The sequence below is a fragment of the Brucella pituitosa genome (genome assembly GCF_965577835.1).
GTDB classification, from domain to species: Bacteria; Pseudomonadota; Alphaproteobacteria; order Rhizobiales; family Rhizobiaceae; genus Brucella; species Brucella pituitosa.
Map to the genome: position 1 here is coordinate 993,935 of NZ_OZ264092.1, position 12,876 is coordinate 1,006,810.

Sequence of the window (12,876 nt, forward strand, 5' to 3'; positions counted from 1 at the left end):
CGCGGTCAGCATTTAATACGCGTGCGCTCATCCGTTACCCGCTTCAAAATTGCGGGCGCCGCATTCGGATAGCGGTCAGGAATCTGCTTGAAAGTCGCGCAAGCAACATCATGGTTGTCCATTTTTTCAAGCGTCATACCGAGCTTGAACATATTCTCCGGCGCACGCTTTGAATCCGGGTAATCGCGCTGCGTGTCGATAAAGACCGTTGCTGCTTCCGGGAAACGTGACTGACCATAAAGCGATTCACCGAGCCAGTACCGTGCTTCCGCCGTTGTCGGATCAGCAGGATAACGCTTAATGTGCTCGCGGAAACCAGTCTCCGCAGCCTTATAGTCGCCAGACATCAGGTACTGATAAGCAGCCTGATACAGCGAATTTGGATTGTCATCGGTCGGAAGAGACGCAACCGCTTCACCAGCAGGAAGTGCAGCACCTTGTTCTACCGGGCGTGGCTCAACATTCATCGTTTCGCCGATTACATTGCCATTGTTGTCAAACCGGATGGAGCCAAGCGTTCTCGGCGGCTCCCCACGCTGAGGGTTGCCCTGTTGAGCGGAACCCGAACCAATAGCCATGGAATCGGCGCCCGATGGATCATTGGCCGCCGTTTGAGAAGAAGAACCCAAATTACCGTCTTGCGCAGTGCTTCCAGAAACCCCGTTATCGGGGTTTCCAGCAGGAGCAGCACTTGCCAGTGATGTGTTGCCACCATCATTTGGCGCGCCGCCAGCATCCGCACGATCACCATTTTCCAGTGCCTGGAAGCGGCGTTCGTTTTCTTCCTGCATTTTCTGCATCTGGTCCTGCAGTTCAAGGACCTGGAAGTTCATCGCTTCAGCACGGGCACCAAGCGTGTCTGCAATGGCTGCAGGATTTGCCATGCCTTGCGTGCAGAGATCGCTTCCCGGTGGAGGCGCGACAGGCGTGTTCTGGCCCGCATTTGCCTGCGCTGCGGCTCCGCCACCCTTCTTCTTTTCCAGTTCCTCGAAGCGGAATTCATTGTCGTCCTGCGTCTTCTGCAATTGCTCGTTCGTGAACGCAATTTGCGCATCGACATCCTCGACCTTACCGGTGAGATTGCGGATCAACTCCTGCTGCAAGCCCGGGCTCTGATATCCGCCCTGCCCGCCCGCGCCACCGCTATCGCGCATGGCATCATCAAGTATCGCGGTCGAGCCGATGCTGACATGGTTCTGAGCGCCGCCCCGCCCCTTTTCCAGTGCCTGGAAGCGGGTTTCGTTATCGCGCTGGATCTTTAGCATCTTATCACGGAGCTGCAGGATGCGAGCATAGGACTGCGCATTCTGATGCGCGAGATTGCAGACCTGCTGCGAAAACTGCCCACCGCCGGGATCACCCGCCTGCGCCAGCTGGATTTGCCCTTGCTGCGAAGAAACAGATGCCGCCAGAACCGGAGCACTTGCCAAAAGCGGCAGCATGGCAATTGCCAGCGTCACTTTTCTCATTGGTTTCCTCATTCCTTTTTGCCCCTATCGCTCATGTACCCTAAAATCTTGAACCGCGATAATCATGGTTATGTGCAGAATGATCAGGCACCGTGCCTGAATATTATCTGAACACCCAATTTCTCACGGCTCTCTCAGCTTTTAGAGAAAATCCATAAAAAGCAAAGATGCTTTCCCTATGACACTGCTGACTTCGGCCAAAATTTGTCGAAACCACCAATAGTCGGGGTCTGAAGCAAAAAAAGCGGCCCAAAGGCCGCTTTTTCCGGATTAGGTTTAGACTAATTGCTGAAACTTAGCTGCCAGCACCGTTGAGAACGGTAACAGCGCGGCGGTTCTGAGACCAGCAGGAGTCGCTATCGCAAACGGCGATTGGACGTTCGTTACCGTAGGAAACGGTACGCATGCGGCTGGTTGGAACACCACGAGCCGCGAGGAAGTCGCGGGTTGCAGCTGCACGGCGCTGACCGAGTGCAAGGTTGTACTCACGTGTACCGCGTTCGTCGGCATGGCCTTCGACGGTGACCGAGTACTGCGGATAACGCTGCAGCCACTGGGCCTGCTTCGACAAGGTCTGCTGCGCATCAGCGCGGATCAGCGAAGAATCGAGATCGAACAGAATACGGTCGCCGACATTCACGGTGAAATCCTGCGAAGAGCCGGGCGTTGCAGCGCCACCAGCCAAGCCAAGATCACCGGCATTGTTCGGAAGGTTCTTCTTGGACGCACAACCGGCAACGGCAAGCGTCATGAAAAGGGCAATAGCGATAGGGCTACGTGCAATCGACTGGAAACGGCGCATGGGCCGGAGCTCCTTAAGATTTGATGTTCCTGCGTAACCAACCAATAATCATATTTAGGTTAAAGCAGGCTCAAGAAGTATGGTTAACAATTTCTTTCGGCCAGATGCAAACCGGTTTTCCCGGCAGCAATTCTGTTTTTAGCCAGTGATGGCTAAATGCGGCAGAAACACGGCCCGCGGACCCGGATTATGGCAATTTGCCATAAAAAAAGGCGCGAAACCTGCGTTTCGCGCCTTCAAACTTGTTAGCTACGCTCAACAGACTACTCGAGCAGCGGCGACCAGGCCGGATCGGAACCGAAGTTCGGGGTCTGGATCTGGCGTTCGTTGCGGCCAGTCAGATCAATCGTAAAGAGCCGTGGGCCACCGGCACCTGCTGCCTTGCGGAAGAACATCAGGACACGGCCGTTCGGAGCCCAGGTCGGACCTTCGTTGTGGAAGCCCGAAGTCAACAGACGCTCACCCGTACCATCGGTCTTCATGACACCGATGGAGAACTGTCCCTGCGACTGCTTTGTGAAAGCGATCAAATCACCACGTGGCGACCAGACGGGAGTGGAGTAGCTGCCGTCACCTGCGGAGATACGACGCGGATTGGAACCATCAGCACCCATCACATAGAGCTGTGGGCGTCCGCCACGATCTGATGAAAATACGATCTGCGAACCATCTGGCGAATAGGATGCACTGGTATCAATCGCCTGGCTGTTGGTGAGGCGCGTTGTGGTCCGGTTACGCAAGTCCATTGTATAGACGTTCGCGCTACCGTCATCCTGCAGGAGGCTCATCACAACCTTCTGGCCGTCAGGCGAAAAGCGCGGTGCAATCGACATGCCCGGGAAGTTACCAACGAGTTCACGCTGACCTGTTTCAAGCTGCAGCAGATAAACACGCGGCTGACCACCAGCAAACGACATGTAAGTGACTTCCTGACGATTAGGCGAGAAGCGCGGCGTCAGCGCCATATCACGGCCATCGGACAGATAACGCACATTGGCGCCGTCCTGATCCATGATAGCCAAACGCTTTACGCGCTTCTGTGCTGGACCTGATTCATCAACAAAAACAATTCGCGTATCGAAGTAACCCTTTTCACCGGTCAGGCGTTCATAGATCGCATCCGCGATGATGTGAGCAACACGACGCCAGTTATCCGGTGTTGTGAAAAACTGCTGACCGATCAGCTGCTGACCACCAAACGTATCCCAAAGACGGAATTCAGCCTTAAGCCTGCCATCCGGCTGCTTGGTGATACGGCCCGTGACCAGTGCCTGTGCATTGATGACTTTCCAATCTTCAAAACGCGGCGTTGCGTCCGGGTTGGAAATCTTTTCAATGAATGCATTCTTGTTGATCGGTGCGAAAAGGCCCGAACGTTCAAGATCTGCCGCAATGACCGATGTGATATTCGCTCCGAGCTGATCGCCCGATAGGAAATCGGTGATCGCTACCGGTAATGGCTCTACCACACCCTTGTTGATGTTGATTTCCACCACCGCGCGCGCAGGCATGGTAGCAACAAGGCTTGCAGCAATCATACAGGCGAAAGCCGAAAAAACTGTCCGGATCTTTGTTTTCATGATGCCGATCTTCATGTCTTCAGGGACCTCTTTTGTCCTTAGAGTGCCGTGCGCCCTATTGGGCGCACAAAGGTCGCTCTAACAGTTTAGATTTGCTGCATAATTCCTAGGGAACTATGCAGAGACCTTATTGAGGGGCCTTATTGGCGGGCCTCATTCAGGCATTCGTTAGGAGTGACCAGCCAAGCTGATCAGAACATTTCGCTCGGGTCGAAGTTGACGATTACTTCCGACCATGAATCATATTTGTCTGCAGGCAGATTGTATGGTGCGCAGCGAGCCACAGCCCGCTTGGCGCTTTCAGCTGCCGCCCGGCCCACACCATCACCACCACCACCGGAAGTTACCTGCGGGGTGCCTTGAATTGAGCCGTCCTGATTAAGTTGCATCTTGACCGTCACAACAAGACCAGGCGCATCTGCCACACCGGCAGGCACGTTCCAGCACTTGGAAATCGCACCACGCAGGGCATCCATTTCACTCTGGCTCAGCTTGGAGCCGCCAGTATTCTTCTTGCCGCCCAGCGATGCCTGATCGGTCGAACGCTTTGCGCCGCCGCCAGACGCCTTCTGCTTGTTCAGAAGAGCTGCAACCTCATCGGCAATCGCGTCATTCTTCGACTGCGATGTCTGAGAAGCAGTTTGAGACTTCTTCTGATCTTCCGTTGGCTTGCGATCCGGCGTCTTGGCGGTCTGCGCCTGTGGCGGTTTTGGCTTTGCCTGCGGTGCTGGAACATTGTCCGGCAATTTCGGCGCGGTCTGATCCGGTGCTTCGGCCTGTTTCTCAATGGCTTCCGCCACCGGATCAGGTTTCACGTCCTGCTTTTCTTCAGGCTTTGTTTGCACTTCAGTCGCAGGCACCGGCGTTGGCTTGTCCTGTGGCTTAGGTTCAGGCTTTGGATCAGGCTTCGGTTCCGGCTTCTTGACCGGCTCCGGCTGCGCTTTGGGTTCCTCAGCCGCTTCAATCGGCTTGGCCTTGTTTTCAGGCCGTGGCGGTGTTTGGGTATCTACTTCCTGATCGCCAACATTCTGAGCATCAGGCACGGTCTGTGGTTTTTTCGTCGGAACAGGCGCCGACTTTTCCTTCATCGGCGCGGTCTTATCGCCCTGCTGGATCTGGGTAATCGATTCGATCGGCACGATGTCGACCGGAAACGACTCCGAATCCTGCACGTCGAATGCCTTCGGCGAGGAAAAGGAGAAGAGCCCCAGCGCGATAACGACGGTATGGAGCGCTACAGAAGATGTCAGGCCAGCCTTCATGATGGCGTCAGCTATCCTGCTCCTGGAGTGTCACAAGGCCGATATTCTTGAAACCGGCGGCGGAAATGCGAGCCATGACCTTCATGACAGTGCCGTAATCGGCAGACTTGTCACCGCGCACGAAAATGCGCTCTTCATAACCGGTCTTGGCAATAGCCTGAAGTTTGGCAACAACTTCATCAAGCGGAATTTCAGTTTCCTGCAGATAGATCTGGCCTTCACTGTTCACCGATACAGTGATCGGCTGTGTGTCAGCATTCATGGCTTTCGCCTGCGTATCCGGCAGATCGATAGGCACGCCGACTGTCAAAAGCGGAGCAGAGACCATGAAGATGATAAGCAGCACCAGCATCACGTCCACGAATGGCGTAACGTTGATTTCACTCATCAATGCCTTCTTGCGACCACGCCTGCGGCGTCCGCCTGACTGCATTCCCTGATTTCCAACCGACATGCCCATTTCAATATTCCCGAAGGCTCGATTTAACTTTGATGCTGGAACGCTCTATTTTTTGTTTTCACGCATGTCGTTATCGGAAAACCGGTTCCCACTTTTCCGCGACATGTTTTAGCTGCGCGGCGTCAGCTTCTCATCAATTTGGCGCGACAGTATGGCAGAGAACTCGTCCGCAAAGCCTTCAAGCCGACCATTGACCTTACCCGCATCGCTCGAAAGCTTGTTGTAGGCGATAACAGCAGGGATAGCGGCAAGCAGACCAATAGCTGTTGCAAGCAGCGCTTCCGCGATACCCGGTGCCACGACCGCGAGATTGGTGTTCTTCGATGCAGCAATTGCCTGGAACGACGTCATAATACCGACAACCGTACCGAACAGGCCGATAAAGGGAGCAGCAGAACCGATTGTCGCAAGAAAGCCTAAGCGCGATTCCAGCTTGTCGCTTTCTCGCGCCAGAGCCACATCCATAGCCTTGTCGATACGCATCTGAAGTGCAATCGGAGAGCGCGCACCCTTCTCAAACGACTTTTTCCACTCGCGCATGGCAGCCATGAAAATCGACGCCATGCCAGTGGTTCGGCGATCATTGAGATTGCGGTATAATTCTTCCAGCGACTGCCCGGACCAGAACGCCTGTTCAAAGCGATCAATCGCGCGACGCGCGCGTCCATAAGCAACAATTTTGTCCACGATGATAGCCCATGTCCAGACCGAGGCGACCACGAGACCAAGCATAACCAGCTTAACGACCCAGCCCGCCTGCATGAACAGGCCCCAGAGGGTAATATCGGCGGCAGGGGCCGCGAGCGCAACATTTTCCATCGATCTACCGTCCTCGAATCCAAACGCCCGGCCTCTTGACCGGGCGGCATCGCAAATTATTCAAGAAACGTCCGCTTTCCGAACGCCTCAACCTGCGCAGCTTTATCTAACGAGCTTTTTGCACACCCTGACGGATATGCTGACGCTCTACGCCACAACCGCCATTTCGGATTTCAACTTTAAATCCTCACAGCGCTTGTTACGGTTAATTTTGGTGAAAGGAAGGCGCTACGCTTCAACCCGGCCCTTCAACCGATTCCGTCATCATCATTAATGGAATATTATGGTTAAAGATGCGTTAGCATTTGCTGAGAAGACGAGCTTGCCCGTTAATTATTGCAGGGCACTCAAAAAACTCAGTCAGCTTTCTGAAAAGCTTCGCGCCATTCATCCGGAATACGGCGGGGATGGCCCTGTTTGGTAATCATGACCGCTTCAACCTTGGCTTCTGACAGCAATCGGCCGTCACAGGTGATCTTCTGCGCCATGATGACCCGTGCCCCGCGAATTTCGCTGACACGGGTTTCCACCAAGATCAGATCATCCATTTTCGCAGGTGATTTGTAGTCGATCTCCATGCGGCGAACGACCCAGACCATTTCCTCGCCCAGCGAACCTTCAGCAAGCTCGATATGGTGAACATCCTGGAGACGCAGGAAATCGGTGCGGCCGCGCTCGTAAAATTCGAGATAGCGACCGTGATAAACGAAGCCCGAGAAATCCGTATCGGCATAATAGATACGGGCATAGAGATGATGGGTCCCGTCTTTCAGTTCGCCCGCAACCTGCGCATGATCCATAACTATTCGTCTTCCATGAAAAGGCCGAACTGCGATTGCTGGGCCACTTCGGCAGGTGCTGCCAGTCCCATATGTTGCCAGGCGAGTGCAGTCAGAACACGCCCGCGCGGCGTGCGCTGCAAAAATCCCTGCTGGATCATATAGGGTTCGATAATGTCTTCGATGGCATCACGCGGTTCAGACAAGCCGGCTGCAATGGTTTCAATTCCGACCGGACCGCCGCCAAAATTCCGCGCGATCATATCGAGATAACGCCGGTCAAGCTGATCAAAGCCACGATTATCCACTTCAAGCCGCGACAAAGCTTCATCGGCAATCTTGCGATCAATTACATCGACGCCCGCGACCAGCGCAAAATCGCGCACTCGGCGCAACAGACGGCCTGCAATACGCGGTGTCCCACGCGAACGGCGCGCGACTTCCAGCGCGCCATCAGGCGAAATGCCCATCTGCATGATGCGTGCACCACGGCGCACAATATATTCGAGCTCTTCAACAGTATAGAAATTGAGCCTGACCGGAATACCGAAACGATCCCGCAAAGGCGTGGTCAGCAGCCCAAGACGTGTCGTTGCAGCAACCAGCGTGAATTTCGCCAGATCGATCTTGACCGAACGCGCCGCAGGACCTTCACCAATGATGAGATCGAGCTGGAAATCTTCCATCGCCGGATAGAGAATTTCCTCAACAGCCGGGCTAAGACGATGAATTTCATCAATGAAGAGCACATCGCGGTCTTCAAGATTGGTGAGAAGTGCTGCCAGATCACCGGCCTTCGCAATCACTGGACCAGAGGTCGAGCGGAAATTGACGCCAAGTTCCTTGGCCATGATTTGCGCGAGCGTCGTTTTGCCCAGTCCCGGAGGCCCGACGAAGAGCACATGATCGAGCGCTTCGCCGCGAACCTTGGCGGCTTCGATAAACACCTTGAGATTGGCGCGCGCCGCCGCCTGCCCGACAAAATCGTTAAGCGTTTGTGGGCGCAATGTGCTGTCGGCGTCTTCGCCACGCAGGTCAGCATCGATAAGAGGATTACGGTCGCTCATGGCTCCCTCCTCGCACGATCGCTAAGTCGAGACAAGTAGTTCACCGCGACAGCTCCTTAAGGCCAAGACGAATGAGCTTGGCCGAATCGGCATCATCACCAGCTTCCCTCAAGGCTGCAGCCACAGCGTTCGCCGCCTGATCGCGTGAATATCCTAAATTGGAAAGTGCTGAAACAGCATCAGTTACGGGAGCAGGGGCTGCACCTGCGCCGAGCTCCTGCTTGAGACCGATAGTCCCGCTTGCATCACCCGCAAAAGCAGGTGCCTTGTTCTTCAATTCAGTAACAATGCGTTCGGCCACCTTTTTGCCAACACCCGGCGCACGTGAAACCATTGCGAGATCACGCAGCGCAATGGCATTGGCAAGCTCAGGCGGCGTCAATGTTCCAAGCACGGCAAGCGCCACCTTGGCACCCACACCCTGCACATTCTGCAACAGACGAAACCATTCGCGCTCAAGCTGCGATCCGAAACCATAAAGGCGGATCATGTCCTCACGCACATAGGTCTCGATAAACAGAATAGCCGCCTCGCCTGCCCCACCCAGATTACCGAGCGTTCGAGCGGAACAAAAGGCAACATAGCCGACACCATGCACGTCGATAACGGCATGATCCTCAGCGATTTCATCGATCACGCCCTTAAGCTTGCCGATCATTCTGATTTTACCCCGCTGCCAGCGCATCCCGAAAAGTGTGTAACGGTTTTCGGAACAAGATACGCGTTAACTTAGAAGCGCCTGCATTCTGCGTGCGCTGACAATGCTCTGACGGTGATGTGCATGGCAAATGGCAATGGCGAGCGCATCGGCAGCATCGCTTGTATCGAATGTTGCACGCGGCATCAGAACCTTCACCATCATATGAATCTGCTGTTTTTCGCCATGGCCGACACCAATGACCGCCTTCTTGACGGCATTGGGCGCATATTCCGCAACAGGAAGCCCCACCTGTGCCGGTGCCAGAAGTGCAATACCGCGCGCTTGCCCGAGCTTCAGCGTGGCCGTCGCATCCTTGTTGACGAATGTATGCTCAACCGCTGCTTCATGCGGCATGAATTCATGCAGAACTTTGGACAGCCCCTCATGCAGCTGGCAAAGCCGCGAAGCCAGATCCATCTCGGCATTAGACGTCACAGTGCCAGAGCCAATGAAATGCAGGGAATTTCCAAGCGATTCGACAACGCCCCAACCGGTACGGCGGAGCCCCGGATCAATGCCAATGATGCGAATCGTTTCTTTCATAAGTGAACCCTATCCTCAGACAGGTTCACTTGACAGCATAAATGTGAACAAAAGAGAAACATACGCATCAGATGATGCAGGTCGCCTGCGCAGATTTTGGCTTTGATGAGTCGAAAATGGTGTTCTTTGAGAACCGGAGCGCAGTGTACTTAAAGGTACATGAGCACCGGAAGCGCAAAAGAACGCCATTTGCAGGCTATCAAAAGCGAAATCTTAGGAAGCGCCAAAAGCCGTCTTGAGCAGTACGATCTGATCCGACACCGGATTGCCACGCGGAGCGCTTTGCAGGGAAACGACTTCACCATATACATTGCGATCCATGCGGCGGACACGCGCCTGAAGGCGGATCGAGCGTTCGATGAGCTCAATGAATGCGAATGGAAGTTCATTCCAGCCCGGAGCGACATCACCGGCTGAAGGCGTATCAAGACGAACCTTAGCCTTCTCAGCCGCTACCTGCTGGCGGGACATTTCACCGTTGCGGGCAGCGCGCTGCAACAGGAGCCAGGAAGCAACCTGCATCAGACGGGTGGTCATGCGCATCGATTCGGCAGCATAAAGCGTCGCGGCAACGCGCGAGAGATTGCGCGCTTCTTCGCGGCCCTCACCGTCGAGATAGCTCGCAGCTTCCTCGACCATATCCATGCCTTCACTGTAAATCGGCTTGAAGGAATCCGAGAACACCATGCGTTCAGCAAGGCTGATCATGTTACCCGGCATCTGTCCCTGTTCGCTAATCACTGCTCTGCCACCTTACATGACCGCACAACGGGCGGACATTCTGTTGCTCGCATTCTCGTCACTTGAATGCGAATGAAAATTACTGAACAGTCGTTCGACCATGAGGAGAGCTGGGACGGAACAGCTGCATTAGACAAGTCCACGACAAATTGCACCTTCATGCACGGTCGCGCAAGTTTATGTTTAACGTTCGGTTAATATTTTTGGGAGGTTTTAAATGAAGCTTGCAAAGAGCCGAATAGAGAAGTCGCGCACATACGCTGTGATTCCCCGGAAAAGCATAAAAAAAGAGCCGCAAAGGCGGCTCTCAGGAGTTTAACAGGGAGGCGTCAAACAGAGTGGCTAAACCACTCGGTAAGAATCCAGCCGAACTGGATGTAAACCATTTAACGCTATTAAGATTAATGAAGAGTTAATATCGCGGGTGCGCTGTGGAAAATCACCGTTCGTATAGCGCATCCCAAACGAAAAAGCCGCCCGAAAGCGGCTTTTGAAACTGGCTTATTAACCGTGCTGTAAAGCAGGCTTTGGGTTTGAAGCAGCAGGAACCTTGGTTCCTTCGGCCGCTACAGACTTTGCCGCTGGCTTCTTGCCCCAACCGATAGTCGGCAGCCACTCAAGATAATAAGCCAGTGCGAATTGCATCACGACACCGGTTGCGATCAGCAATGTGTCATATGGCAGGCCACCCGGATTAACGAGCTTCATCACCTGTGCAACCATCGCCAGCAGCGTACCGGCAATGAAGACAGGCAGCGAATGCTTGCCTAGAATAGCGAGCGGATTATCCGGAGACGTCCGCGCAATGCTGTTCAGTGTCGGAACAACCGCGATCAGATAAGCCATCGCCAGCACATGCAGAAGACGCGGAGCCGAAAGGAAAGTCTTGTCGAAACCGGTCAGAACTGCCGGCATACCCATCGAAGCGTCGATACCCCAAAGCGGAATACGAACCCAAGCAAGCGAGAGTACCAGGTAACCGACAGCAACTGTAATCAGCGCAGGATGTGTCGGCAGCTTACCGCCGCGACGAACATGGATCGTACCAGCAATACCAATGGCAAACAGAAACTGCCACGACAAAGGATTAAGGAACCAGACACCTCCGGTCGGATAGTTGATAGGGGCCACACCATACAGACCCGACAGCAACCATACCGTACCAGACACAGCGACCATCAGCGAAAGGCTGATGCGTGCAAGCAGAAGCAGTAGCGGCGTCATAAGAAGCATGACGGCATACATCGAGAGAATGTTGTTGTAGCCGAGCTGATGTCCAAGCGTGACGAGGCCAAGCAGAGCTTCAACCGGCTGCTTGACCAGCGGCCCGATATTGATCTGGGTCAGAAGCTCACGATGCTTGAGGAAAATGGCAGCGGCAGCAAAAATACCAATCGTTGCAAGCGTCGTCATAATGTGGGCCGTATAAAGCACACACGCACGGCGCCACATTTTCAATGTCAGCACGAGACGATTGCCCGGCGCAAACTTGCCGCCATAGGCCAAGGCTACAGCCATGCCTGAAATCAGAACAAAAGCTTCGGCAGAATCGGAAAAGCCGAGATTCTTATGCGTGAAGTGCTCGAAAATCGTTCCGGGTACATGATTGATGAAAATCGTAAGCAGGGCCAAAGCACGAAACACGTCGATGCGTGTATCGCGAATCTTTGGCACTATTTTCGCCGTTTCATTCGTCATTTCGCCTGCCTGCCGTTTGTTTTTCGTCTGCAATAGCGCAGCACTCATTGCCGCCTATATAACTGGTAATTCCGGCAGAACCCGGTTGGTTCCAATCAACTTTCGTTCCAGTGGATAACATAATGCCAACACGAGGCTTTCATCGCCCCCGAACACTGGCCCGCAAATACCCCATAAATGCAAAGGGGCTGTTCAACGAACTCCTCTTACTTTATGCCCGAATTCCATCAACATTTTTCGCTAGGTTTGGTTTATGAACGCGCCAACTGCTACAAAAGATAACGAACGCTGCCGCCTTTTGCTGGTTGCACCACCGATCTCGAATGGTGATGCACTGGCAAAACTCCTATCTGCAGCGCTTTCGGGTGGCGATGTTGCGAGCGTGATTCTCGACGGCGGCGATCTGGATGAAGCGACGTTTCAGGCATCTGCCCAAAAGGCCGTTGCCGTTATTCAGGAAAAAGGCGCTGCTGCAATCATTCTCAACGATACACGTATCGCTGGCCGCGTCGGTGCCGATGGCATTCACATCGAAGGTAAGGCAGCCGAGCTTGCTGAAGCCATCGAAAAGCACACACCAAAATTCATCGTTGGAACAGGCAATCTTCGTGATCGTCACAGCGCTATGGAAATTGGTGAATTACAGCCCGATTACGTTTTCTTTGGCAAGATTGGCGCGGATAACAAGCCAGAAGCTCACCCGCGCAATCTGGCACTGGCCGGCTGGTGGGCCGAACTGGTTGAGATTCCAAGTGTTGCACAGGCCGGCAACACTGTAGAAAGCGTTATTGAAGCATCCCAGACCGGTGCTGATTTTGTGGCCCTTGGACGTGCAGTCTTTGAAGCAGAAGACCCTGCAAAGGCCGTAGCGGAAGCCAACCGGCTTCTTGATGAAAATGCCCCTCGCTTCGAAAACTAAATCCGCCAAGGTTTTGTACGCCCCATGAAGAGCAGAA

The 12,876-nt window shown here is 54.0% G+C and carries 13 protein-coding genes; 1 reads left to right on the top strand and 12 read right to left on the bottom strand.

What is annotated here, in order from left to right:
* Positions 1 to 5: 5 nt before the first annotated feature.
* The 12 genes from ybgF to ACSME1_RS04860 all read right to left on the bottom strand — a co-directional run bounded on the left by ybgF (position 6) and on the right by ACSME1_RS04860 (position 11,920).
* Positions 6 to 1,481 carry a tol-pal system protein YbgF gene (gene ybgF / locus ACSME1_RS04805; protein WP_036566551.1) on the bottom strand — a complete coding sequence of 492 codons (1,476 nt, stop codon included), beginning with the start codon at positions 1,479 to 1,481 and terminating at the stop codon, positions 6 to 8.
* 283 nt (positions 1,482 to 1,764) lie between these two features.
* Positions 1,765 to 2,271 carry a peptidoglycan-associated lipoprotein Pal gene (gene pal / locus ACSME1_RS04810; protein ID WP_024895710.1) on the bottom strand — a complete coding sequence of 169 codons (507 nt, stop codon included), beginning with the start codon at positions 2,269 to 2,271 and terminating at the stop codon, positions 1,765 to 1,767.
* A 263-nt stretch (positions 2,272 to 2,534) separates the two neighbouring features.
* Positions 2,535 to 3,866 (bottom strand): Tol-Pal system beta propeller repeat protein TolB, encoded by a 1,332-nt coding sequence (gene tolB / locus ACSME1_RS04815; RefSeq protein ID WP_024895711.1) that lies wholly within the window; start codon positions 3,864 to 3,866, stop codon positions 2,535 to 2,537.
* Between the two features lie 176 nt (positions 3,867 to 4,042).
* On the bottom strand, positions 4,043 to 5,113 hold the full coding sequence (locus ACSME1_RS04820; RefSeq protein ID WP_024895712.1) for a cell envelope integrity protein TolA: 1,071 nt from the start codon (positions 5,111 to 5,113) through the stop codon (positions 4,043 to 4,045).
* Positions 5,114 to 5,120: 7 nt separating this feature from the next.
* Positions 5,121 to 5,573 (bottom strand): protein TolR, encoded by a 453-nt coding sequence (tolR, locus tag ACSME1_RS04825; RefSeq protein ID WP_024895713.1) that lies wholly within the window; start codon positions 5,571 to 5,573, stop codon positions 5,121 to 5,123.
* 108 nt (positions 5,574 to 5,681) lie between these two features.
* Positions 5,682 to 6,392, bottom strand: coding sequence for a protein TolQ (gene tolQ, locus ACSME1_RS04830; protein WP_024895714.1), 711 nt, complete (start codon positions 6,390 to 6,392; stop codon positions 5,682 to 5,684).
* Between the two features lie 356 nt (positions 6,393 to 6,748).
* The gene (locus ACSME1_RS04835) at positions 6,749 to 7,192 is read right to left on the bottom strand and encodes a YbgC/FadM family acyl-CoA thioesterase (protein WP_024895715.1); all 444 of its coding nucleotides are present in this window, start codon (positions 7,190 to 7,192) and stop codon (positions 6,749 to 6,751) included.
* Positions 7,193 to 7,194: 2 nt separating this feature from the next.
* Positions 7,195 to 8,238, bottom strand: a complete 1,044-nt coding sequence (gene ruvB, locus ACSME1_RS04840) for a Holliday junction branch migration DNA helicase RuvB (RefSeq protein WP_024895716.1) — start codon at positions 8,236 to 8,238, stop codon at positions 7,195 to 7,197.
* Positions 8,239 to 8,278: 40 nt separating this feature from the next.
* The gene (gene ruvA, locus ACSME1_RS04845; protein WP_024895717.1) at positions 8,279 to 8,896 is read right to left on the bottom strand and encodes a Holliday junction branch migration protein RuvA; all 618 of its coding nucleotides are present in this window, start codon (positions 8,894 to 8,896) and stop codon (positions 8,279 to 8,281) included.
* 66 nt (positions 8,897 to 8,962) lie between these two features.
* Positions 8,963 to 9,481 carry a crossover junction endodeoxyribonuclease RuvC gene (ruvC, locus tag ACSME1_RS04850; RefSeq protein ID WP_024895718.1) on the bottom strand — a complete coding sequence of 173 codons (519 nt, stop codon included), beginning with the start codon at positions 9,479 to 9,481 and terminating at the stop codon, positions 8,963 to 8,965.
* Positions 9,482 to 9,694: 213 nt separating this feature from the next.
* Positions 9,695 to 10,201, bottom strand: a complete 507-nt coding sequence (rcdA, locus tag ACSME1_RS04855; protein ID WP_024895719.1) for a protease adaptor protein RcdA — start codon at positions 10,199 to 10,201, stop codon at positions 9,695 to 9,697.
* Positions 10,202 to 10,726: 525 nt separating this feature from the next.
* On the bottom strand, positions 10,727 to 11,920 hold the full coding sequence (locus tag ACSME1_RS04860; RefSeq protein WP_100560075.1) for an OpgC family protein: 1,194 nt from the start codon (positions 11,918 to 11,920) through the stop codon (positions 10,727 to 10,729).
* 253 nt (positions 11,921 to 12,173) lie between these two features.
* On the opposite strand from ACSME1_RS04860, the gene ACSME1_RS04865 reads away from it, so the two are divergent.
* A complete protein-coding gene (locus ACSME1_RS04865; RefSeq protein ID WP_024895721.1) occupies positions 12,174 to 12,839 on the top strand; it encodes a thiamine phosphate synthase in 666 nt (221 codons plus the stop codon).
* Positions 12,840 to 12,876 lie beyond the last annotated feature (37 nt).

Excerpts from the sequence above, each read along its gene's own strand:
- tolQ (WP_024895714.1), bottom strand. The coding sequence starts at position 6,392 with ATGGAAAATGTTGCGCTCGCGGCCCCTGCCGCCGATATTACCCTCTGG.
- ACSME1_RS04860 (WP_100560075.1), bottom strand. The coding sequence starts at position 11,920 with ATGACGAATGAAACGGCGAAAATAGTGCCAAAGATTCGCGATACACGC.
- ACSME1_RS04865 (WP_024895721.1), top strand. The coding sequence starts at position 12,174 with ATGAACGCGCCAACTGCTACAAAAGATAACGAACGCTGCCGCCTTTTG.
- ACSME1_RS04835 (WP_024895715.1), bottom strand. The coding sequence starts at position 7,192 with ATGGATCATGCGCAGGTTGCGGGCGAACTGAAAGACGGGACCCATCAT.
- ACSME1_RS04820 (WP_024895712.1), bottom strand. The coding sequence starts at position 5,113 with ATGAAGGCTGGCCTGACATCTTCTGTAGCGCTCCATACCGTCGTTATC.
- rcdA (WP_024895719.1), bottom strand. The coding sequence starts at position 10,201 with ATGCCGGGTAACATGATCAGCCTTGCTGAACGCATGGTGTTCTCGGAT.
- ruvC (WP_024895718.1), bottom strand. The coding sequence starts at position 9,481 with ATGAAAGAAACGATTCGCATCATTGGCATTGATCCGGGGCTCCGCCGT.
- ybgF (WP_036566551.1), bottom strand. The coding sequence starts at position 1,481 with ATGAGGAAACCAATGAGAAAAGTGACGCTGGCAATTGCCATGCTGCCG.
- ruvA (WP_024895717.1), bottom strand. The coding sequence starts at position 8,896 with ATGATCGGCAAGCTTAAGGGCGTGATCGATGAAATCGCTGAGGATCAT.
- pal (WP_024895710.1), bottom strand. The coding sequence starts at position 2,271 with ATGCGCCGTTTCCAGTCGATTGCACGTAGCCCTATCGCTATTGCCCTT.
- ruvB (WP_024895716.1), bottom strand. The coding sequence starts at position 8,238 with ATGAGCGACCGTAATCCTCTTATCGATGCTGACCTGCGTGGCGAAGAC.
- tolR (WP_024895713.1), bottom strand. The coding sequence starts at position 5,573 with ATGGGCATGTCGGTTGGAAATCAGGGAATGCAGTCAGGCGGACGCCGC.
- tolB (WP_024895711.1), bottom strand. The coding sequence starts at position 3,866 with ATGAAGATCGGCATCATGAAAACAAAGATCCGGACAGTTTTTTCGGCT.